Genomic DNA, 21,487 nt, shown 5'->3' with positions numbered 1-21,487 from the left:
ATGAACTTCGACCGACTCAAACAATTACGCAATTTCCGGCCCAGCAAGACCTGGACCATCCTCGGCGTGGCGCTGGCGATTGGCGGCCTGGCGGCGTTTGCCTCCAGCCGCTACCTGAACAGCCAGGTCGCCGCGATCGAGGCGCGTGCCAAAGGTCACACCATGCAGGTGGTGGTGGCCAAAGTGGATATCGCGCGCGGCGTCAAGCTGGACAACCAGAACGTCGCTATCCGCAATGTGCCGAACGAGTATGCGCACTCGGTGGCGGTGACGCCGGAGGACTTCCCCCGCATTGATGGCCAGGCGCTGGCATATCCGGTCAAGGCCGGCGAGATGATTTTATGGGGCTTGATGGAAACCCAGAAGGCACCGACTTTTTCCGCGCGGGTGGAAGCAGGGCGGCGCGCCATGACGGTGCCGGTAGATGAGATCAATTCGATTTCCGGCCTGCTGGAACCGGGCGACATGATCGATCTGATCGCCACGCTGGACCAGAACGGCAAGAAGCTGACTTTCCCATTGCTGCAGCGGGTTCCGGTGCTGGCCACCGGCCAGCGCGTGGTGGAGGAAGCAGCCGGCGAACACCGCCAGTATTCCACCGTCACCATCGATACCACGCCGGCGCAGGCGCAGAACCTGATCGTCGCGCGCGACATTGGCAAGCTGACCGCGCTGCTGCGCAATCCGCAGGATGAGCAGCCGATCGGCGCCGAGGTCAACGACCTGGCCTCGCTGCTAGGCATGAAGGGGCGCGTCAGCAGCGGTGGCGGCGGCCAGGCGCGGCGCGATGTGCCTGTCATCTACGGCAATAGCAAGGTGCCGCCGGAAGCGCTGTACCTGCGCCGCACCGCTGGCCGTGCGCTGGTTGATCCGGGCGAGGCCAAGGCGGCGCCCGCGTCGGCCGCTGCGCCTGAGCAGGAGGCGGCCGACACCACCGTCGCCACCAGCACACTGACTTCCACCACAGGCATGCGATAGCACGCCGCTGTTAATTTCGTCCATATCATGAGCCAGAACATGAGTATTCCACGACCCCTGACGGCGCAGCACGCGGCGACGCTGTCGCTCTTCCTTGGCGCGATCCTGGCTAGCGCGCCGCTGCTGGCGCAGACCGCTGCCCTACCTGCCGCGAAGCCGGCCGTACCCACTGCGAAATCGGCCGAGCCGGCCCCTGCGTCGATTGCGCCCACGCCGCTGCCACGCAATGTGGTCAGCGATACCGGCGCACTCAAGCCGCGCCGCGCCGCGCCGAAGACGGTGGAGCCGTATGCGCCCATCGGCACTGGCGGCGACGCCGCGCCGGTGCCGGAAATCGAATTGTTTGTCGGTGAATCGAAGGTGTTTCCGACGCCCGGCGTGGCGCGGATCGCGGTCGGCAACGGCCAGATCCTCAACGCCAGCGCACTGGACGGGAAGGAGATCATTGTCTCGGGCAATGGCGTCGGCGTGTCGTCGCTGTTTATCTGGAACGAGGATGGCCGCTACCAGCGCATCAAGGTCAACATCGTGCCCGGCGAAACCGCCCGTATCACGCGCGAAGTGGCGGCCTTTTTGCAGCACATTCCCAAGGCTACCGCGACCGTGGTCGGCGACAAGGTGATCGTCGAGGGCGATGAACTGTCCGACGCCGACCGCGACAAGGTGGCCGAACTGGCCAAGCGTTATCCGCAGATCGTCAACTTCACCAGCCCGATTGGCTGGGAGCAGACGGTGCTGATGGACGTGAAAGTGGTGGAGTTCCCCAAGACCGAATTGCGCGAACTGGGACTGAAGTGGAATCCTACCGGCGGCGGCGCGATCGGCGCGATCTGGTCGCCGATCAGCCGTGGCGACAACGGCGCCAGCGTCGGCGGGCGCCAGATCAATATCACTTCGCCAGCCGGGCAGGCGGCGCCGATCACCAATATCGATCCATCCAAGGGCGTGGTCTTGCCGTCGGCGCTGACGGTGATGAGCGCGGTCAACGTCGGTCTGAACGCGCAACTGAATCTGCTGGAACAGAACGGCACCGCCGCCATCCTGGCCGAGCCGCAGTTATCGACCCGCAGCGGTTTCAAGGCCAGCTTCCTGGCCGGCGGCGAGTTTCCGTATTCGGTGTCCAACCTGAACGGCGTGACCGTGGTCTTTAAACCGTATGGCATCAAGCTGGATATCGAGCCGCGCGTCGGCCGCAACGGCGTGATCCGCGCCGAGATCGATTCGGAAGTCAGCTCACTGGATAGCTCGGTATCGGCGGTGGGCGGCCCGGCGCTACTGACGCGCCGCACCAAGACCGAGTTCAATGTGCGTGCCGGCGAAACCATTGTGCTGTCCGGGCTGCTGCAACGAACCACCAGCAACGATATCGACAAGGTGCCGGTGCTGGGCGACATTCCGGTGCTGGGCGCGCTGTTCCGCTCGAAGCGTTTCCAGAACAAGGAAACCGAACTGGTGGTGTTTGTCACGCCGACCATTGTTGATGCGCGTGCGCCGGGCTTGCAGGAACGCATCGAGCGCACCACCGAGCGGCTGGGCACGCGCATGGGACCGACGCCGTATCTGAGCGATCCGCTGCAGCCGGGACGTGACGCCGGCAAGGTGTTCACGCCAGCCGCGCCCGCAGCCGCGCCTGCCACCATCCCGCCACAATAAGGAGCGGCCATGCTGGAAATTGAAATCATGTCAGGCGACGGTGATGCGCGCCTGCTGGAAGCGCCGGACGAGGCCATCCTCGGCAAGGGTGCGCACAGCGAAATCAGGCTCGATAGCTGGCGCGTCAGCAAGGAGCATGCACGCCTGTACCGCACGCCGGCCGGGGTGCTGGTGCAGGACCTGGGCTCCTACGCCGGACTGTTCGTCAATGGCGAACGGGTGGAGGCGCAGCACGGCCCGCTGGCACCCACCGACGTGGTGGCGATCGGCCCGTACAAGCTGCGCGTGCTGAACAGCATGCCGGAAGCGCCGCAGGTGCAGGCGGCCGCGCCGCAGTCGCGCTCGGCCTCGGCGCAGGAGCGCAACCGCAACGCCAGCGCGGAGTTGCAGGCGTCGCGCGTGCTGGCGGAACAGGCGGCACAAGCGGCGCGTGCGCAGGCCGGCAGCGCGGCCGACCAGGCGCGCGCACCGTTTGCCGTGGTGCTGGGCGCAGATCCGCGTCACAAGGAGCTGGAGTTCGAATGGCGCAAGCGGGTGCATGCCAAGCTGCTCGACACCATGGACTTGCGCCGCCACGACGTCTCCAGCATGAGCGACGCCCAGCTGCGCAACGAAAGCAGCCGGGTGATCGCCGAGATCCTGGCCGATATGGAGCGCGACCTGCCGCGTGAACTGGACCGCGCGGTGCTGAGCCGCCAGGTGCTGGACGAGGCGGTCGGCCTGGGGCCGCTGGAAGAATTGCTGGCTGATGGTTCGGTCAGCGAAATCATGGTCAACCGCTACGATGAGATCTATATCGAGCGCAGCGGCCGGCTGCAACGCCATCCGCTGACCTTTTCCGGCGACCGCGCGGTGCTGGGCGTGATCGAACGCATCGTCGCGCCGCTGGGCCGGCGCATCGACGAATCCTCGCCGATGGTGGATGCGCGCCTGAAGGATGGCTCGCGGGTCAACGCCATCATTCCGCCGCTGGCGCTGAAAGGACCGGCGCTGACCATTCGTAAATTCGCCACCCGCCGGCTGGCTGCGCAGGATCTGGTCGAGTTCGGCGCGCTCAGTCCCGACATGGCGGCCTTCCTGCAAATCTGCGTCGAGGCGCGCAAGAACGTCGTTGTTTCCGGCGGCACTGGCTCCGGCAAGACCACGCTGCTGAACATCCTGTCCAACTTCATCCCCTCCGGCGAACGCATCATCACGGTGGAGGATGCCGCCGAGCTGAAACTGCACCATGAACACTTGATCAGCCTGGAGTCGCGGCCGCCGAATGTGGAAGGCAAGGGCGGGGTGCTGATCCGCGATCTGGTCAAGAACACGCTGCGCATGCGGCCCGACCGCATCGTGGTCGGCGAGTGCCGAGGCGCCGAGGCGCTGGACATGCTGCAGGCGATGAACACTGGCCACGAAGGCTCGCTGACCACCTTGCATGCCAACACCCCGCGCGACGGTCTGGCGCGGCTGGAAACCATGGTGTTGATGGCCGGCATGGACCTGCCGCTGACCGCCATCCGCGAACAGATCGCCTCGGCGGTGGACATTGTGGTGCAGCAGAGCCGCTTTGCCTGTGGTTCGCGCAAGGTCACCAGCATCACCGAGCTGACCGGCATGGAAAGCGGCAAGATCCAGTTGCAGGAGATTTTCCGCTACGTCAGCCAGGGCTATGGCGAGCCGGATGCGCACGGCCTGAAAAAGGTTCAGGGCTACTTCACCGCCTGCGACATGGTGCCCAGCTTCTACGAGGAGTTGCGCGCCGCCGGCGGCCAGCTGGACATGGATATCTTCAAACCCACGCTGCCGCCCGGCTATGAGCCGGAGCGCCGCCACTGGCGCACCCGCAGCAACATCGACAGGCGTGCGCTATGAACGATACTGCAATGGTGGCCACGATCAGCGTGGTGGTGGCGCTGGCGGCCGGCATGCTGGCCTGGCTGGTGGTCGATGTCGGCGGCGGCACGCTGCAACGCTATCGCGCCGCCTTTACCGAGCGCGCACGCTTCCAGGTGCGCGAGTTCTTCCTGTTCATCGATCCGCGCCAGCTGTTTGTGCTGAATATGGTTGGTATCGCGCTGGGCGCCTTGCTGACGCTGCTGGCCACCGACAGCGTGCTGCTGGCGCTGGCCAGCGCCGCCGCGCTGGCGGCGGCGCCACGGCTGGTCTATGCGCAGATGCGCAAGCGCCGCATGCGCCAGTTCGAGTACCAGTTGCCGGACGCGCTGATGATGCTGGCCGGCGGCATGCGCGCCGGCGCCGGCTTTGGTTCGGCGCTGACCCAGCTGGTGCATGAAACCCCGGCGCCGCTGGGGCAGGAGTTCTCGCTGATGCTGCGCGAGCAGCGCATCGGCGTGACGCTGGAGCAGAGCCTGAACAATCTGGCGCACCGCATGCCGACCCAGACCACCATCCTGGTGGTGTCGGCAATGCGCATCGCCGCCGAAACCGGCGGCGGGCTGGCGGAGACGCTGGAGCGCACCGCCGGCACCATCCGCAGCCGCCTGCAAATGGAAGGCAAGATCAATGCGCTGACCGCGCAGGGCAAGCTGCAAGCCTGGGTGGTGGGACTGCTGCCGCTGCTGCTGGCGCTGGTGCTTGGCAAGATGGAGCCGGCGGCGATGGACATGCTGTGGCATAGCCGCATCGGCTGGGCCACGCTGGCGGTGCTGGCGGTGCTGGAGGCGATGGGCGTGTACGTGATCCGTAAGATCATTGCGATTGATGTGTGAGCGGAGAAACCAATAATGGAAACCCTGTTGCTGCACTATGGCTCGGCCTTGATCGTTGGTGTGGGGCTGGCGGCCGGCGTCGCGGTGGCGTTGCTGGTCTGGCTGCTGAGCACCGCGCTGGCCGAGGTGCCGCAAGAAGACCGCTCCTACAAGGATGCGCCGCCACTGGGCTTCCGGCTGGTGTGGCGGCCGATCCACTGGATCAGTTATTTCATCGCGCCGCTGATTTCGGCCAAACAGCACACGCTGATCTGGTCGCGGCTACGCCAGGCCGGGCTGGATTACACGGTGACCCCGCCGCAGCTGGTGGCGGCGCGGGTGCTGGGCGCGGCGCTGGCGATGCTGTTGTGCTGGTGGGGGCTAGGCAGCTTCGACCAGGCACGCAACGGCGAGGCCGGCTGGTCAATGTCGCTGTACCTGCAAGTGATGGGCGCCGGCGCGCTGCTGGGCTTTTACTATCCCTCGTTCTGGCTGCGCGACCGCATGAAGGCGCGCCGCAGCGAACTGCTGAAAACGCTGCCGTTTTATCTTGACATCATTACCCTGTGCGTCGAGGCCGGGCTGAATCTGCAAGGTGCGCTGAGCCAGTCGGTGGCCAAGGGACCGCGCGGCGTGCTGCGCACCGAAATCCAGCGTGTGCTGCGCGATATCCGCGCCGGCAAGGCCAGGGCGGAAGCCATGCGCGCCATGGCCGACCGGCTCAACGAGCCGAACATCACCCACTTCATCAGCGCGGTGATCCAGGCCGAGCGCATGGGCATGAACCTGGGACCGGTGCTGCGCGCCCAGGCCGACCAGCGCCGCAGCGAGCGCTTCGCGCGCGCCGAAAAGCTGGCCATGGAGGCGCCGGTGAAAATGCTGTTCCCGCTGATCGCCTTTATTTTTCCGTGCACCTTCATCGTGCTGTTCTTCCCGATCGCGATGAAGTTCATGCATCCCGGTCTGTAATTTTTTACCTAGCCGCCATGACGACTCTTGATCCCGATGCTTCCGCAAGCGCACCGCAGCTGCTGACGCGCAATGGCGCCCATCCGCTGCAACTTCAGCGGGCCGACAGTTTTCTCGGCCGCTTCCTTGGTCTGATGCTGCGCCGCACGCTGGCGCCCGACGCCGGTCTGCTGCTGCGCGATTGTCCCAGCGTGCATACCGCCTTCATGCGCTTCGCGATTGACGTGCTGTACCTGGACCGCGACGGCGTGGTGCTGAAGTGCGTGCCGCAGCTGCGGCCGTGGCGCGCCAGCGCCGGCCGGGCAGGGCGGGACGCCAGCGGGCGGCGCTACCCGCGTCCGGCGCATACGCTGGAGCTGGCGGCTGGCAGCATCGCGCGCTGGCAGGTGTTGCCTGGTGACCGGCTACAGCATCCGCAATGGTTTACCGCGCCGGTAGCGGCAGCATGTGGTGCAACTGGTGCACGGCGTACACGCCAGCGCGGCGCCGCCATCATCGAGCTGGCGGTGGTGGGGCCGCTGCTGACCATGCTCGGCCTGGGCACGGTGCAGTACAGCCAGCTATTCTTCGCCAAGAACACGCTGAACCACGCGGCCATGCTGGCGGCGCGCGCCGGCAGCGTCGGCAACGCGCGCATGGCAGCCATCCGCGATGCCTACGCCGAGGGACTGGTGCCGATGTATGGCGGCGGCCAGGATGCCGGCAAGCTGGCCGCTTCGCTGGCCAAGGCGCAGGAAGCGCTGAGCAAGCGCACCACGATTGAAATGCTGAATCCGACCAAGGAAGCGTTCCAGGACTTCAACGATCCGGCGCTCCAGACGCTGCTCGACACCAAGGGCAAGCGGGTGATTTCCAATCGCAGCCTGGCGTTCAGGGCCAACACGGTTGGTGCGGCCTCGGGCGAAACGCTGCAGGACGCGAATCTGATCAAGCTGCGCATCACTCACGGCGTGGAGCCGGTGGTGCCTATCATCGGCAGCATGTACAAGGTGTACCTGAAATGGCAGGACACCGGCGCCGATCCGGTGCGCACCAAGCTGATTAACGATGGCCTGGTGCCGGTGGTCAGCCATGTCACCGTGCAGATGCAGTCCGACGCCATTGAGCCGGACAGTCCGGTGTCGTCGCCGGGCGCCGGCAATGGCGGCAACCCGGTCAATCCCGGCGACCCGCCGGTCACCACCCAGCCGCCGCCGCGCGACGCCTGCGTCATGTTCGGCATTTGCGGCAATAACCCACCGCCCGGCGGCGGCAACACCTGCCCGGTGCCGATTGCCACGACACTCAATGCTGACACCTTGTTCGGCTTTGATGACGCGAAATTGCAGCCGGACGGCACCAAGGCGCTCGACAAGCTGATCGCCGATGCCAATGGAAAAACTTATGACACGCTGACAGTCACCGGTTACACCGATCCGATAGGCAGCGAGACGTACAATCTTGACCTGTCAAAACGGCGTGCCGAAGCGGTGCGGGCCTATCTGATTGACCATGGGTTGAAGGTGGACAACGTCAAGGTGGTCGGCGCGGGATCGGCATCGCCGCTGGTGCTGCCGGAACAGTGCGCCGGCAAGAGCGGCGCCGCCTTGCAAGCCTGCTATGCGCCGAACCGGCGTGTGGTTGTGGAGCTGAAACCGAAATGAAAGCCCAATACATGATGCTCACCAAACGCTCAGCGCTGCGCGCGGTACTGTGGACCTGCTGGCTGATGCTGGCAGCATGGAGCGGGACGCCGGCACTGGCCTGTCCCGAGGGGGGAGGCACTTGTCAGGCAGCATCCAGCGGGCCCGCCAGTCAGCCGCTGGGGGCCGCGCTGAACGTCGGTTCCGGCAACCCGATTAATGTCATGAGTGGCAACAAGTATCAGCGCGAGGAGGATATGCCGGCGCTGCCTGGCGTGCTGGGACTGGAAATCGTTCGCCATTACAACAGCATACATAGCGGTACCGGCACGGCGCCCGGCATGATGGGGCGCGGCTGGAAACTGTCGTATGAGACCGAATTGCTGGTGGCCAGCGGCGGCATGCAGCTGCGGCAAGCCGATGGCAGCGTGACCAATTTCAGCCGCGACCCGTTGCGGCCTGCGCTAGCGGTGGCCAGCAATCCCGCCTGGGGCGTGATCCAGGTACAGCGCCGCAGCGGCGTCGAGGAATACCTGTGGCGCTGGACAGACGGACGCGAGCTGAGCTTTGACCAGCGCGGCAAGCTGATGCAGATTAAAGCCGCCACTGGCGAGGTGCTGAGCCTGATGTACGATGCGGCTGGCTTGCTGGTCAAGGTCACCGATCCGCAAGGGCGTACGCTGCGGCTGGCGTATCGCGACCGCGCTGCGGCGGCGCGCGGCGATTTGTTCCGCGGCGTGCAGCGCATCGATAGCCCGGTCGGGCGCTTTCACTATGAATACGGCGCTAGCCTGCCCAAGGGCGCCGCCCTGGATCCGCGCTATCTGCTGACCAGCCTGGTAAAAGTACGCCATCCGGACGACGCAGTCGTGCGCAGCTACCACTACGAAGATCCGCAACATCCGACGCTGCTGACCGGTATCAGCATCGGCGCACAGCGGTATGCCACCTATGCTTACAACGCCGCTGGCAAGGGCATACTGAGTACCCATGCCAACGACGCGGACAAGGTGACGCTGGATTTTCAGCGTCCCGGGCTTACCGTGGTCAGCAACAGTCTGGGTCAAAAGACCAGCTACCGCTATGCGTTGCAGGATGATGATTACCGGCTGCTGGAAGTGCGTGGCGCCGGATGCGCACTGTGTGGGCCAAGCAATCGCAGCTATGCCTACAACCTGAGCGGCCAGCTGACCGAAACCACCGCGCTGGATCCGCAGGGCGCGCCGTTGCAGTCGGCCAGGACCGAGGTGGATGCGCTGGGACGGCCGTTGCGGATTACCCGCCTGATTTATACGGCAGGGAAAGTGCCGGTCGCGCGTGTCGTTGCGCGCTATGAATATGCCAGCCGCTACGGCGTGCAGCCGACGCTGATTGTCCGTCCCAGTGTGGTGGCAGGAAAAGAAGCGCAGACGCGCATCGCATACAACCAGTACGGCCAACCGGTAAGCAGCACGGAGAGCGGCTGGGCGCCTGCCGTGGACGACCTGCCTGCGCAGGCGCTGGAACGCAGCACGCGCTATCGCTACCGGCTGATCAATGGCCGCAGCGTGCTGGTGGAAATCGACGGCCCGCTGGCAAACGGTAAAACTGCTTCGCCTGCCGATTCGGATATCACCCGCTTTGAGTACGACGCCAGCGGTGCCTATCTGACCCGCATTGTGGCGCCGGGAAATATCGTGACGGAGGTGCGGCGTCGCGACGCGGCGTTGCGGCCGCAACTGATCGTCAGCAGCGATGGCGTGCGCCTGACCAGTGTCGAGGAGCAACTGGCCAGCGATGGACAGGTGCTGCAACGCCTCGAATCGGGCTGGCTGCTGGATGCCAAAGGCCAGCCCGACGCCGCCACGCGGGTAAGCAACACGCTGCGCTATCGATACGACGACCATGCACGGTTGGTCTCGTCGGAGGCGCCGGGACAGCGTATGACGGGATATCGCTATGATGCCGCCGGCAATCTGATCCAGCTGACCGCTGGCGACCAGAGCAAGATCGTACGCAGCTTTGACAGCGAGGGCAAGCTCACTGCGGAAAGCCGCTACGGACCCTGGGGCGGCGCCGGCGTGGTGCAGCACAATGTGGAGGCAGCCGGTGGCGCGGCCACGCTGGACGAGCAGACTGGACGCATCGAACAGCAATGGCCGGATGCGCAGCAACCGCTGAGCGCCAGCTACCAGCTGGGCCTGGCCGATACGGCTGCCGGCGGACAGGTGCAGATGGTGACGCGGCCGGACGGCAGCGTGGTGCGGCGCTGGACCGATGACTTCGGCCGGGTGGTGGCGACGCGTTCGCCGGAGCATGGCTTGCAGCTGGCTGGCTATGACGCGGCCAACGCGCTGATTTCGGTGCGTGACGCACGTGGCGTGCGGACCGAAATATTGCGGGATGCGCAAGGCCGGATGCGCGAGGTGCGCTATATCGATGCCGACGGCAAGCTGGCGCAGCACCGCGAGCTGCGCTACAGCGGCGTGGCGCTAAAGGAAGAAATTCTCTTTCAGCATGGGCGCGCTGACAACCGTACCAGCTGGCTGCTGGACGCCTGGGGGCAGGCGACCGGCAAAGTGCTGACCATCTATCGTGACGATGGCGGCGTGGCCGCCAGTCTGCAATTAGCCAATGACAGCCAGCCTGCGCAGCAGATCATGCGCCAGACGCTGCCAGGTGGTGCGACAGTCACCTATCGTTATGATGCTGCGGGCCGTGTCACTCAGATTGCACTGGACGGCCAGCCTTTGCTGACAGATATCCGCTACGCACAGACCTTGACCGGGTTGCGGCCGGTGAGCTTCAGTTATGGCAACGGGATGCACAGTGTCAGCGAATACGACCAGCAAGGCCGGCTGGTACGGCATGTCAACGGCCCCGATCAACTGATCCTGCGGTATGACGAAGCGCGGCGCAGTACCTTGATGAAGCGCTCGGCCGCGCCACAAGTGACTGACGGGAAAGCCGCTAGCCGCTGGTCGTGGCTGGATGGCGTGATGGGCAGCGCGCGGGCGGCTGCGCCAGTCACTGCGCCTGAAAATATCGAGCGGCGGCTGAGTTATGACAGCCATGGCCGCCTGGTGGCAGAAGCGCACGGCCAGAGCGCCGTGTGGGAGACCCGCTACGACAGCCTGGGTAACCGTGCGGGGCTGGCACCTCGGAATGTGGATGCCGACGGCAATCTGCTGACCCATGGCCGGCTGACATTCGGCTATGCCGCCAGTGGCGAACTGGTACGCGTCAGCGATGCGGACAACACGCAGGTGGCGAGTTATCGCTACGACGCCTACAGACAGCGCATCGCCAAGCGGACCAAGGCGGAAACGCGCTATTTCATGTACCACGATGGCCAGTTGGTGGCGGAAGCGGATGCTGCTGGCCGGGTGATCGTCGAGTATGTCTATCTTGGCCGCCGGCCGGTGGCACGCTTGCGTTATCCAGAAGGCGGGGAACGCGGCTGGTTGCCCGGCAGCCGGGCCGCGCCGGTGCTGGAGTATTTGCATACCGATCAGCGTGATGCGGTGGAGGCGGTGTCCAGCGAAGACGGCAAGCTGGTTTGGCGCGGCGATCTGGATGCGTTTGGCGCCTTGCGCGCGCAGACAGGGCCGGGCGTCGCCATGCCTTTGCGTCTGGCAGGCCAGTATGCCGATCCGGAGACGGGGTTGTATTACAACGTCCATCGTTACTACGATCCCGCGACAGGCCGTTATGTGCAAGCCGACCCACTAGGGTTAGAGGCCGGCTTTAATATGTATGCGTATGTCGGCAATGATCCGATGCATAAGACGGACCCGTTAGGGCTGCACATCGACCCTGATCCGGGGTGGACGGGTGTAACCATGCCATGGCTGTTTGGCACGGCTGTGCACAGTGCAATGGCGCAACAGATCAGATTAAGATTCCCTTCGGGGTGGGGAGCTAACGATGGCAGAAATGGCACTTGGGTAGGATTACGGCCAGATGCATATTTCGTCGCTCCGGGGCAGTCAGCAACAAATTACACTGGCGTTTTATGGGAACTTAAGCCTTGGACATGGAGTTCAGGAGCGAACTACGATGCGGGGAAGAAAGAAGTCAAAGATTATATCCAGTTCGCCAAAAACGGTTGCTGGATGGCGGGTTCCAGCCAGACACTGGTAGGTTTGCTGAGTCCTGATGAGGTGTTAATGAACGGCGAATTCTGGAAGATAGACTATTTGGCGGATACGACTAATGACGGCTCAGGATTACTGTTTTATACCAAGCAGAAGCTGGAAAAAAAACCTCAGCCGAGTACAGTGCCTGCGCCTGTATTGTCCAAAAAAGATAGTGATGAGTTGGAGAAACAAATGCAGGCAGTTAAGGCTCAAGGCGCTAAGGAGGGATGGTCGACTTTGGTAACGATAGGCATGGTTGCACTAATTGGTATCGCTATCGCTCTGTTGCTTGCTGTTGCTGTGGTCGCTACGCTGGCTGTTGCTGCGATCATCTCTGGTATTGCCACAGCGGTTGCGGCTGCGTCCACCGGCAGTGTGGGATTGATGGCGGCACTAGCTGCGGTGTTTGCGCTAGGCGCGGCGCCGACTTTGGCGAATGCGGCCGAGACAAAAGGTAGAGAGAAGCAAGCGGGTATGCTGGATAATGCTATCGGCTGGTTCAAGAGTTGGTTTTGATAGGAGACCAGATATTGGGAAACAGGATGATTGCTATTGAAAAATTTAGTAGCGCTTTACGCACGCTGATGGCACACAATGCACAGCATCTTCTGGAGAGAATGCTGGTGTTGATGGAGCAGGACATCGAAGATGGTTGGCGTGCATTCTACGCGCGTGAAATCTGGCTACGCAAGGAATTACCTGTTCCCTGGCTGAATGAACTGGGTACGGAATACATGGTGGAACGCTTGCGCGAAGCGATCTGGCGGCCGGCCGGCCAATTGCAAAGTGAGTATGAGTCGCCGCTGGTGCGGCGTTTGTATGACGATGCGGCGGTGCGTGCCGGTTATCGGAACTTTCTGGATGTGGGCACTTTGAAGGTGGAAGAGTTTATCGGGCCGAGCGTTGCTCTGGACGTGGTTGCTGATGAAGTCGCCACACGCCTGCTGGAGCAGGAGCATCGGCACATGCGCCACGAATACCTGCGCGATGCCGGCAACTGGTATATCGAGGCCAGTGCGCGCTGCTCGCTGACCGAACCTCTGCTGGGCTTGCCGAAGGATGATAGCGCCCCGGTACGCAATCCCGCGATTCCATTGGAGAAAGACGGCGGCTACTGGCACGCGGTTTATCCGCTGGAGTGGCGGATTGTGCGCGATGTGATGGATTATCCGGTGGCCAGCAAGCCGCAATACCACCTGGAGCTGATGGCGCAGCTTGCACCTGATTTTCCTTACAGTACCGCGCTGAGCAAGCAGAGCCGGCTGGTGTTTGTCCAGGATGGCGAGGGCGAACTGGCGTGGGCGCTGATGATTGATAAGACTAGCGGCAGTCCTGACTTTCGCTACCCACCGCAGCTTATTTTGATTGAACGCGGCTGCCGCAGAAAGCTACAGGACAAGGACATTCTATTTTCGAATGTGATCGGGACCGCGTTTTACAGCAATCTCAAGGCGCCTCGTTGCGTCGAAACCGAATTGCGTTTTCATCTGCCACGGTGCCGGCGCCTGATCGATGTGTATCAACCGTATGTTGAGCAGGCATGGGTCGAGAGATGAGGGATATCGGCGTCGTTGGTCAGCGGTTGCGCGCTCTGTTGGAGGAGCAGGCAGTATCGTTGTTTGACCACATGCTGGCGCTGATTGAGCAAGATCTGGCGCAAGGCTGGCGTGTGTTTTATGCCAGGGAGGTGTGGCTGCCGCCCCCCCTGATCAATGACCTTGGACGGCAGTACATGGTCGAGCGTCTGCGCGAGGCCATCTGGTGAAGGCAAGGAGCGGACCGCAGCGATTACCAGTCAGACTTTCTGGCGCGCTTTATGCGAGAACCACAGATGCGCGAAGGCTATCGTAACTTCCTTGATATCGGCGCGCTGACCATCATGGAAGGCCCCAATGCGCTGGTGCTGGATCAGGTAGCCGATGCGGTGGTGACAAAACAGCTTGAACAGGCGCACCGGCATATGTGGTACGAGACCACAGTGAATGCGCGCAAATGGCATGTGGAGGTAAGTCAGCGCGGAGCGTTGACCGCGCCACCGCTGGGTATCACCGATGAGGAGGTGGCGCCAGTGCGTGACCCGGTGACTCCGTTGGCAAAAGATGGTAAGTATTGGTTTGCTGTCTACCCGCTGGGCTGGCATATGCCGACCTATCCGGAAGACATGCCGGCTCGAACCACGCCGGAGCTGCATCTGGACCTGATGCGCCATATCGCACCGCACTTTCCCTATTCTCCGCTACTGAGCACGGCGAAACGGCTGATTTTCGTCCAGCAGGGCGAGGGCGAGCCGGCGTGGGCGCTGATGATCGACAAAACCAGCAATAGCCGGGATTTCCGCTATCCGCCGCAGTTGATCCTGTCGATCGCCAGCAGAAGAAAAAGCTCAAGGATGAGCACATTATTTTTACCAATGCGATCCGCACCTGGTTCCCGAGTTATGCCAGCACGCGGCGCGGCATGGAGGTGGAGCTACTGTTCCATATTCCCCGTAGCCGTAAGCTGATTGGCATTTATCAACCGTACCTTGAGAAGTTGCCTCGCTAGCGAAAATATGGGCATACGAGATTATTTTTGAGAACGTGAAGCGCTCATGCTGGATATCGATATCATCAGAAAGCAGGTTTGCACGGCCATGGCGGCACAGGCGGAGCGGTTGTTCGAACACATGCAGGCACTGATGGCGCAGGACCTGGAAGCGGGCTGGCGTGCTTTCTATGCCAGGGAACTCTGGTTCGCGCGGCATCTTCCCGCGCCACTGATTAATGCGGCGGGGCGTGCGTATATGGTGGAGCAATTGCGCGCGGCCATCGGCTCTCCGTCAGGTCAGGAGTGCTGCGTTCCGCCACCAAGTGGACAGGGCTATAGAAATTATCTGGCGCCCGGCCCCCTCAGTCTTGAAGGCTGGTCAGCAGCCCCTGCCTGGGATCAGGTGGCGGATCAGGTGGTCCTGCAGAAACTGGAGGAAGCACAGCAGCACATGCTGTTTGAGGTGCAGTCACAGCAGGAAAATTGGTATGCTGAAGCACTTCAGAAGGCGACGCTAGCGCCGCCACAGATGGGCGTGTTGAGTGACGATGTGACGCCTGTGCGCAATCCGGCCTTGCCTTTGCGTAACGATGGTCATTACTGGCGTGCGGTTTATCCGGTACGCTGGTCCATGGTCATGCACGCTGACGATTACCCGGCGCTGGTCAAGCCGGAGTGGACACTGAAACTGATGCGGCATCTGGCGCCCGATTTTCCTTACGCTGCCGAGATGAGCACCACCAAGCGCCTGGTCTTTGTCCGGCAAGGCGAGGGGCAGCTGGCGTGGGCTTTGATGATTGATAAAACCGGAGGCAGCACGGATTTTCGCTATCCGCCACAGCTTATTTTGATCAGGCGACAGCACAAGAGGAAGCTCAGGGATGAGCATATTATTTTTCAGAATGTAATCGGCAAACAATTTCCCAGTTTTGCCAAAGGGCCGCAGGGGCTGGAAACCGAATTGCTGTTCCATCTGCCGCGTTGCCGCAAACTCATCGACATTTATCGGCCCTATCTTGGGCAGGAGCTGCATCATGCTTGACCGCCAGGCGGTGGCTGAGCGATTGCGCGCCTTGTTGACTGCGCACGCTGAAGAATTGGTGGGGCATCTGCTGGCGTTGACAGAACAGGATATCAAGGATGGCTGGCGTGCCTTTTATACAAGCGAAGTCTGGATGCGGGAGCATCTGCCGGAACCGTTGATCAATGCCTTGGGCCGTGCCTACATGGCGGAGCAACTGAGGCAGCGGATCGCCCTGCCATTTGGAGAACTTAATATTCCAATGAGGTGAGCCTGTTGGCAGATGTCTCGCGACGTCTCGGTTTGACCGGATACCGCAATTATCTGCACGTGGGGCGCCTGTCGGTCCAAACCAATGCTGCGCCTTTGGATATGGTGGCGGACACGGTGGCGATGCATTTGCTGGAAAGTGAAAACCGCCACGTAGACTTTGAAATTTATCGCGACCAACACAACTGGTATGTCGAGTCGATGGCGCGTTGTACGCTAACGCCGCCGATGTACATTTTTCCCAAGCAGGGCGAGGCGCCGGTGCGTAATAATAGCGTGCCGCTGGCGTTCGATTCACCTTACTGGCGTCATCTTTACGAGCCCGATCATCGCATTGTGGTGGACTGCGACGATAACGGCATGATGGCTCCGCCAGCCAATCTGGCGCTGATGGCTGCGCTGGCGCCTGATTTTCCCTATGCCGAAGCCTTGAGCACCCGCCAGCGGCTGGTGTTCATGCAGCAGGGCGACAGTGTCTTGGCATGGGTCATCATGATCGACAAGACAGATGGCGCCAATGCCTACCGCTATCCGCCACAGCTTTTGTTAATTGATCGTTCGCTTCGCCGGAAGCTGAAAAACGAGCGCATCCTGTTCCATACATAACGTACTGTCGAAGCATTACTACACAGAAGCGTTTTCTTGTCAGGCAGCGATGGAGTTTGAACTGGCGCAAGCGGCGCTGTGCATGAGATGATGTGGGCTATGAAAATCTCCCGCATCCTCCACGCTGGCTACGCGATTGAAAGCGGCGGCACGCAGATTCTATTTGACCCGGTGTTTGAAAATCCGTTCAGCAGAAATTGCCACGCTTTTCCCGATGCCCGTTTCGATCTGGCGCAGATCCGCGCGCTGCGGCCGGACGCTGTGTTTATCTCGCACTTCCATGACGACCACTGCTCGTTGGAGAGCCTGGACTTGCTGGACCGCTCCACGCCGATCTATCTGTATTGCCTGTTCGATGAATTGTTCGCGATGATACGTGAACTGGGCTTTGTCCACGTGCAGCCGCTGGCGCTGGATGTGCCGGTGCAGGTGGGCGACATCGAAGTGATCCCGCGCCGCGCGCTGGAGGCGGACGTGGATTCGATGTTCCATATCCGCGCTGAGGGGCTGAATGTGCTAAATGTAGTCGATTCGTGGATGGACCCGGAGACGCTGCAGCAGCTCAAGCTATACGCGCCGTGGGATATGGTGCTGTGGCCATTCCAGACCATGCGCGAAGTGGATGTGATCGCGCCGTCGCGCGCCGAGCGCGGCCCGGTGGCGTTGCCGGAAGAGTGGCCGGAGCAATTGCAGGCGCTGGCGCCGCGCTATGTGGTGCCGAGTTCCTGCCAGTTCCAGCAAGAACCGTGGTCGTGGTACAACCATGCGCTGTTCCCTATCACTTATCGCCAGTTCGCGCAGGCGGTGGGCGAATGGCTGCCATCGGCGCAGGTGGTGCGCTTGAATCCGTCGGTGTCGGTGGAGTTGAACGCTGCCACGCTGACGCCGTCTACGCCGCTGTCGTGGGTGCTGCCGGTTGGCGAGCAGAATGTGGACTATGATTATCAGCCGGATATTGTGCCGCCGGAGACGGCCGACATTGCGCGCCACTTCGCGCCGCTGACGCCGGAGCAGACCGCGCTGGTGCTGGACTTTTGCCGTAGCGGCCTGCTGGCGCGCTACGAAGATATGGAACTGCCGGAAGACAGCTACTTCGCCACGCCGTGCGTGTGGCAGCTGTCGGTCTACGATCATGCCGGTACCGTGCAGCAGTTCCGCTACCAGATCCACGGCGACAGCATTGCCTTGAGCGATGGCGACGAGGCGCCAACCTGGAGCACCGAAATCCCCATCGCCAAGCTGTATGCCGGACTGGCCCTGGGCGAGTCGCTGACCAGCATGTACATGCGCATCAACGGCGCGCCGGCCGATGCCGATATCGTTGACGATCCGCTGATCCGCACTTTGTTCGACGACGCTTTCGCAGCCTACCAGGCCGCACAGCTCAAACGCATCAAGGCGCGCGCAGAATAAGGCTAGCCCTATTCGACATCATCAAAGGTGTCCCATGCCCGCCGGTACTTGGGCAGGCGGCGTTCGAGCGTGTTCTGGGCTTGGTGGTTAGCATGTGCGACCAGTGTCAGCGCAGTGCTGAGCGCGTCGCTCATGGCTTTCGCGGCTACAGTCATCGCTTCCGCCGGCGTGGGCGGAATTTTTGCCACGTGTTTGAGGAACTGCGCGCGCAGCTTGCCTGCGTTGGCCCAGTCCTTGTGGCCGGGGAACAGCACCCAGATCTCGCGCCAGGCGTTGCGGCCGTCGCCGATGGCTTCCTTGGCCATCTGATGCGGAGAGACGGCGCTGCCTTTGTAGATCAAGTCGTCGCCGACGATGGCGGCGCTGTGCCAGCTTTCGATGACGCGCATGCGTAAGCGTGTGCCCTCAGGATGGAAGAGTTGCTTCCATTGATAACCGCGCGCGGGCAGGGCGTCGGCGCGGCTTTGGGCGATCCACGCTTGCACTGCCTTGATCAGTGCCTCGCTCGGCGAGAGCGTGCTGCCGCTGTCACGCAAATAATTGCACAGCTCGGCATAAATCATTTCCGGGAGTATAGGCGGGGGTAGTGTGTGCTCAGGGTGTGCGGGAATCATTCTCTTTTCTCCTTCTCTTTCGTTCTCTTTTCTTCTCTTTCTGTCTCTTGGACCGACAAACGCGGGAAGAGTTCAAAAGAGAGAAAAAGAGACAAAAAGAGAACGCCAAAAGAGACAGTTTCCCGCACGGGGTGGTACTAGGTTCCCCCTCCCTATGTCCTCACCTTGTCCAACGGCAAGTTAGCCAGGAACTGGTGGATTTGCGACACCACCGCTGCGCCTTCGCCGACGGCGGCGGCGACGCGCTTGGTCGAGGTGGCGCGCACGTCGCCGATGGCGAACACGCCCGGTACGCTGGTTTCCAGCGCCGCGCGCGCCGGCAGGTCGCGCGGATAGACGCCGTTGGCGAAGTTGGCCTTGCACTGCGCCTTGGTCACATCGAAGCCGGTGCGGATGAAGCCATGGTCGTCGACGTCCACGCCGCAGTCTTCCAGCCAGCCGGTGTTCGGATCGGCGCCGATGAACAGGAACACGCGGCACACATCGTAATCGCGCTCCTCGCCGACACGCGCATCGCGCACGCGCACCTGACGCAAACCGTCCTCATCGCCTTCCAGCGCGACGATTTCGGTGCAGGTGTGCAGCTCGATATTCGGCGTGGCCTGGATGCGTTCGATCAGGTAGCTGGACATGGTGGACGACAGGCTGTCCTTGCGTATCAGCATATGCACCTTGGACGCATAGCCGGACAGGAACACCGCCGCCTGGCCCGCCGAGTTGCCGCCGCCGACCAGGATAATTTCCTCGGTCTTGCACAGCTTGGCTTCCACCGGCGAGGCCCAGTAGTAGACGCCCTTGCCCTCGAACTGTTTCAGATTGGCCAGCGACGGCCGGCGATAGCGTGCGCCGCACGACAGTACCACGGTCTTGGCCTGCAGGCGTTGCAGGCTGCCGCACATTTCCACCTGCAGCGGATAGGTGTCGCAGATCAGCCGCCCGGCCGGCGCCGGTATCGCCACCTCCACGCCGAACTTCTGCGCCTGCACATAAGCACGGCCAGCCAGCGCGCGGCCGGAAACGCCGGTCGGGAAGCCGAGATAGTTTTCGATGCGCGCGCTGGCGCCGGCCTGGCCGCCGTAGGCGCGGGTTTCCAGCGCCAGTACCGACAGGCCTTCCGATGCCGCATACACCGCTGTCGCCAGGCCGGCCGGCCCCGCGCCAACCACGATCACATCCCATACCTTGTCGGTATCCAGCTCCGGCAGCATGCCCAGGCAGCGGCCGATATCGACCACGCTGGGGTTTTTCTTGACCGCGCCGTCCGGGCACACCACCAGCGGCAGGTCCTCCGGCTTGGGCTGATAGTGTTCCATCAGGTCGGCCGCCTGGCGCTCATGCTCGGGATCAAGCACGATGTGCGGATGGCCATTGGCTTGCAGGAAAGTTTGCAGCGTATGGATGCGCCCATGGCCGCGCGGCCCGACAATCACCGGTCCGCCCGAGGCCTGCTCGATCAGGCCGACACGGCGCAGTATCAGCGCGCGCACGATGCGCTCGCCCAGCTCGGCGTGCGCGACCAGCAGCTGGCGCAGCGATTCCGACGGCACCACCAGCACTTCCACGTCGCCGACCGCATGGCCGTTGCCCAGCGCCGGCCGGCCCGACAGCTGCGCTACCTCGCCGCTGAACTGGCCGGGCAGGTGGGTGGTCACATACGAGGTGTTGCCAAGACCGTCATAGCGGTTGACTTCAATGCCACCCTTGAGCACCAGCATCAGGCCGAAGCTGGTCTTGCCGGCGGCGAAAATCACCTCGCCATTCTTGAAGCACACCACATGGCCGAAGCGCTGCATGTGGCGGATGTCGGTGGCGCTCAGCGTGGGGAAAATCTGGTGGCTGCGCTGCTCCAGGTTGAGCGCGGACGAGGGCGCCGGTTCGTCCGGCGTTTCTTCAGGGAGCAGTTCTGCGGTAGAGGTAGACATGGCGATTCCGGTATGAAGCTGGTTGCACGAGTGTTGCCAGTCTAGCGTATGCGGCGGGGTCTGTGGGCCGCCTTGGCGCAACTCGGCTAAAATGGTTGTTTTGGCGACTCCAACAAGAACACGATGGCTTACAAGACTCTGCAAGATACGATCGGCAACACGCCCCTGGTGCAGCTGGTGCGCCTGCCCGGCGCCGAGGCGGCGGCCCGCAACAACATCATCCTGGGCAAGCTGGAAGGCAATAACCCGGCCGGTTCGGTCAAGGACCGCGCCGCCATGTCGATGCTGATGCGCGCCGAGGAGCGCGGCGACATCAAGCCGGGCGATACGCTGATCGAGGCCACCAGCGGCAATACCGGCATTGCGCTGGCGATGGCGGCCGCCATCCGTGGCTACAAGATGCTGCTGCTGATGCCGGAAAACCTCAGCGTCGAGCGCCGCCAGAGCATGGCCGCCTACGGCGCGCAAATCATGCTGACGCCGAAAACCGGCGGCATGGAATATGCGCGCGACATGGCCGAGCAGTTGCAGAAGGATGGCAAGGGCATCATCCTCGACCAGTTCGGCAACCAGGACAATGCGCGCGCGCATTACGAAAGCACCGGCCCGGAAATCTGGCGCGACACCGGCGGCCGGGTCACCCACTTCGTCAGCGCCATGGGCACCACCGGCACCATCATGGGCACCTCGCGCTACCTGAAGGAACAGAATTCGGCAGTGCAGATCATCGGCGCCGAGCCGGAAGAGGGTTCGTCTATCCCCGGCATCCGCAAATGGCCGGAAGCCTATCTGCCGAAGATTTATGACCGTTCGCGCGTTGATCGCGTGGAATCGGTGTCGCAGGCCGCCGCCGAGCGGATGGCGCGCCGCATGGCGGCCGAAGAGGGGATTTTCTGCGGCATCTCGGCCGCCGGCGCCTGCGAGATCGCCTTGCGCATCTCGCAAACCGTGGAAAACGCCACCATCGTGTTCATCGTCTGCGACCGTGGCGACCGCTACCTGTCGACCGGCGTCTTCCCTGCGTAAAAAACAAAACGCCCTCGTCCCCTGGTCGGGGAGGAGGGCGCTGCGGGTCAACC

17 protein-coding genes are annotated in these 21,487 nt (G+C 62.6%); 15 read left to right on the top strand and 2 right to left on the bottom strand.

The genetic code is table 11. The features are described from left to right. From cpaB to KW842_RS09710, 14 genes are all read left to right on the top strand, one after another. Complete coding sequence (cpaB, locus tag KW842_RS09780) at positions 1-978, top strand: Flp pilus assembly protein CpaB (protein WP_218303904.1); 978 nt, start codon at positions 1-3, stop codon at positions 976-978. A gap of 39 nt (positions 979-1,017) precedes the next feature. Further along, entirely contained in the window at positions 1,018-2,631 is a 1,614-nt protein-coding gene (locus KW842_RS09775; protein ID WP_218303903.1) for a type II and III secretion system protein family protein, read from the top strand. A gap of 9 nt (positions 2,632-2,640) precedes the next feature. Next, positions 2,641-4,491: an ATPase, T2SS/T4P/T4SS family gene (locus tag KW842_RS09770; protein WP_218303902.1), complete on the top strand. Its 1,851-nt coding sequence runs from the start codon at positions 2,641-2,643 to the stop codon at positions 4,489-4,491. Further along, the gene (locus KW842_RS09765; RefSeq protein WP_218303901.1) at positions 4,488-5,348 is read left to right on the top strand and encodes a type II secretion system F family protein; all 861 of its coding nucleotides are present in this window, start codon (positions 4,488-4,490) and stop codon (positions 5,346-5,348) included. Before KW842_RS09770 ends, KW842_RS09765 begins: the two co-directional genes overlap by 4 nt. A gap of 15 nt (positions 5,349-5,363) precedes the next feature. Beyond that, complete coding sequence (locus tag KW842_RS09760; RefSeq protein ID WP_218303900.1) at positions 5,364-6,296, top strand: type II secretion system F family protein; 933 nt, start codon at positions 5,364-5,366, stop codon at positions 6,294-6,296. Between the two features lie 17 nt (positions 6,297-6,313). Then, positions 6,314-7,939, top strand: a complete 1,626-nt coding sequence (locus tag KW842_RS09750) for an OmpA family protein (RefSeq protein ID WP_229223605.1) — start codon at positions 6,314-6,316, stop codon at positions 7,937-7,939. Continuing rightward, positions 7,936-12,552: an RHS repeat-associated core domain-containing protein gene (locus KW842_RS09745; RefSeq protein ID WP_218303899.1), complete on the top strand. Its 4,617-nt coding sequence runs from the start codon at positions 7,936-7,938 to the stop codon at positions 12,550-12,552. Before KW842_RS09750 ends, KW842_RS09745 begins: the two co-directional genes overlap by 4 nt. Positions 12,553-12,684: 132 nt before the next feature. Further along, complete coding sequence (locus KW842_RS27870; RefSeq protein WP_218304269.1) at positions 12,685-12,750, top strand: hypothetical protein; 66 nt, start codon at positions 12,685-12,687, stop codon at positions 12,748-12,750. 826 nt (positions 12,751-13,576) lie between these two features. Then, positions 13,577-13,801: a hypothetical protein gene (locus KW842_RS09735; protein WP_218303898.1), complete on the top strand. Its 225-nt coding sequence runs from the start codon at positions 13,577-13,579 to the stop codon at positions 13,799-13,801. A gap of 51 nt (positions 13,802-13,852) precedes the next feature. Then, positions 13,853-14,539: a hypothetical protein gene (locus KW842_RS09730; protein ID WP_218303897.1), complete on the top strand. Its 687-nt coding sequence runs from the start codon at positions 13,853-13,855 to the stop codon at positions 14,537-14,539. 87 nt (positions 14,540-14,626) lie between these two features. Continuing rightward, entirely contained in the window at positions 14,627-15,604 is a 978-nt protein-coding gene (locus KW842_RS09725; protein WP_218303896.1) for a hypothetical protein, read from the top strand. After that, positions 15,597-15,854 carry a hypothetical protein gene (locus KW842_RS09720; protein WP_218303895.1) on the top strand — a complete coding sequence of 86 codons (258 nt, stop codon included), beginning with the start codon at positions 15,597-15,599 and terminating at the stop codon, positions 15,852-15,854. The genes KW842_RS09725 and KW842_RS09720 overlap by 8 nt, the downstream gene beginning before the upstream one ends. Before the next feature lie 5 nt (positions 15,855-15,859). Further along, the gene (locus KW842_RS09715) at positions 15,860-16,459 is read left to right on the top strand and encodes a hypothetical protein (protein ID WP_218303894.1); all 600 of its coding nucleotides are present in this window, start codon (positions 15,860-15,862) and stop codon (positions 16,457-16,459) included. 99 nt (positions 16,460-16,558) lie between these two features. Next, positions 16,559-17,872 (top strand): MBL fold metallo-hydrolase, encoded by a 1,314-nt coding sequence (locus KW842_RS09710; RefSeq protein ID WP_218303893.1) that lies wholly within the window; start codon positions 16,559-16,561, stop codon positions 17,870-17,872. A gap of 8 nt (positions 17,873-17,880) precedes the next feature. Here KW842_RS09710 and KW842_RS09705 read toward each other — a convergent pair whose 3' ends face one another. Both KW842_RS09705 and KW842_RS09700 read right to left on the bottom strand, forming a co-directional pair. Then, positions 17,881-18,486, bottom strand: coding sequence for a hypothetical protein (locus KW842_RS09705; protein WP_229223603.1), 606 nt, complete (start codon positions 18,484-18,486; stop codon positions 17,881-17,883). A gap of 152 nt (positions 18,487-18,638) precedes the next feature. After that, positions 18,639-20,408, bottom strand: coding sequence for a cyclic nucleotide-binding domain-containing thioredoxin-disulfide reductase (locus tag KW842_RS09700; RefSeq protein WP_218303892.1), 1,770 nt, complete (start codon positions 20,406-20,408; stop codon positions 18,639-18,641). Between the two features lie 123 nt (positions 20,409-20,531). Between KW842_RS09700 and cysM the strand changes: the two genes are divergently transcribed. Then, a complete protein-coding gene (cysM, locus tag KW842_RS09695) occupies positions 20,532-21,434 on the top strand; it encodes a cysteine synthase CysM (RefSeq protein ID WP_218303891.1) in 903 nt (300 codons plus the stop codon). Positions 21,435-21,487 lie beyond the last annotated feature (53 nt).

This window comes from Duganella sp. sic0402, from assembly GCF_019219065.1.
In the GTDB taxonomy this organism is placed as follows: domain Bacteria; phylum Pseudomonadota; class Gammaproteobacteria; order Burkholderiales; family Burkholderiaceae_D; genus Rugamonas.
This window is presented reverse-complemented; position numbering and strand designations above follow the sequence as displayed.

Excerpts from the sequence above, each read along its gene's own strand:
- cpaB (WP_218303904.1), top strand. The coding sequence starts at position 1 with ATGAACTTCGACCGACTCAAACAATTACGCAATTTCCGGCCCAGCAAG.
- KW842_RS09775 (WP_218303903.1), top strand. The coding sequence starts at position 1,018 with ATGAGTATTCCACGACCCCTGACGGCGCAGCACGCGGCGACGCTGTCG.
- KW842_RS09770 (WP_218303902.1), top strand. The coding sequence starts at position 2,641 with ATGCTGGAAATTGAAATCATGTCAGGCGACGGTGATGCGCGCCTGCTG.
- KW842_RS09765 (WP_218303901.1), top strand. The coding sequence starts at position 4,488 with ATGAACGATACTGCAATGGTGGCCACGATCAGCGTGGTGGTGGCGCTG.
- KW842_RS09760 (WP_218303900.1), top strand. The coding sequence starts at position 5,364 with ATGGAAACCCTGTTGCTGCACTATGGCTCGGCCTTGATCGTTGGTGTG.
- KW842_RS09750 (WP_229223605.1), top strand. The coding sequence starts at position 6,314 with ATGACGACTCTTGATCCCGATGCTTCCGCAAGCGCACCGCAGCTGCTG.
- KW842_RS09745 (WP_218303899.1), top strand. The coding sequence starts at position 7,936 with ATGAAAGCCCAATACATGATGCTCACCAAACGCTCAGCGCTGCGCGCG.
- KW842_RS09735 (WP_218303898.1), top strand. The coding sequence starts at position 13,577 with ATGGGTCGAGAGATGAGGGATATCGGCGTCGTTGGTCAGCGGTTGCGC.
- KW842_RS09730 (WP_218303897.1), top strand. The coding sequence starts at position 13,853 with ATGCGAGAACCACAGATGCGCGAAGGCTATCGTAACTTCCTTGATATC.
- KW842_RS09725 (WP_218303896.1), top strand. The coding sequence starts at position 14,627 with ATGCTGGATATCGATATCATCAGAAAGCAGGTTTGCACGGCCATGGCG.
- KW842_RS09720 (WP_218303895.1), top strand. The coding sequence starts at position 15,597 with ATGCTTGACCGCCAGGCGGTGGCTGAGCGATTGCGCGCCTTGTTGACT.
- KW842_RS09710 (WP_218303893.1), top strand. The coding sequence starts at position 16,559 with ATGAAAATCTCCCGCATCCTCCACGCTGGCTACGCGATTGAAAGCGGC.
- KW842_RS09705 (WP_229223603.1), bottom strand. The coding sequence starts at position 18,486 with ATGATTCCCGCACACCCTGAGCACACACTACCCCCGCCTATACTCCCG.
- KW842_RS09700 (WP_218303892.1), bottom strand. The coding sequence starts at position 20,408 with ATGTCTACCTCTACCGCAGAACTGCTCCCTGAAGAAACGCCGGACGAA.
- cysM (WP_218303891.1), top strand. The coding sequence starts at position 20,532 with ATGGCTTACAAGACTCTGCAAGATACGATCGGCAACACGCCCCTGGTG.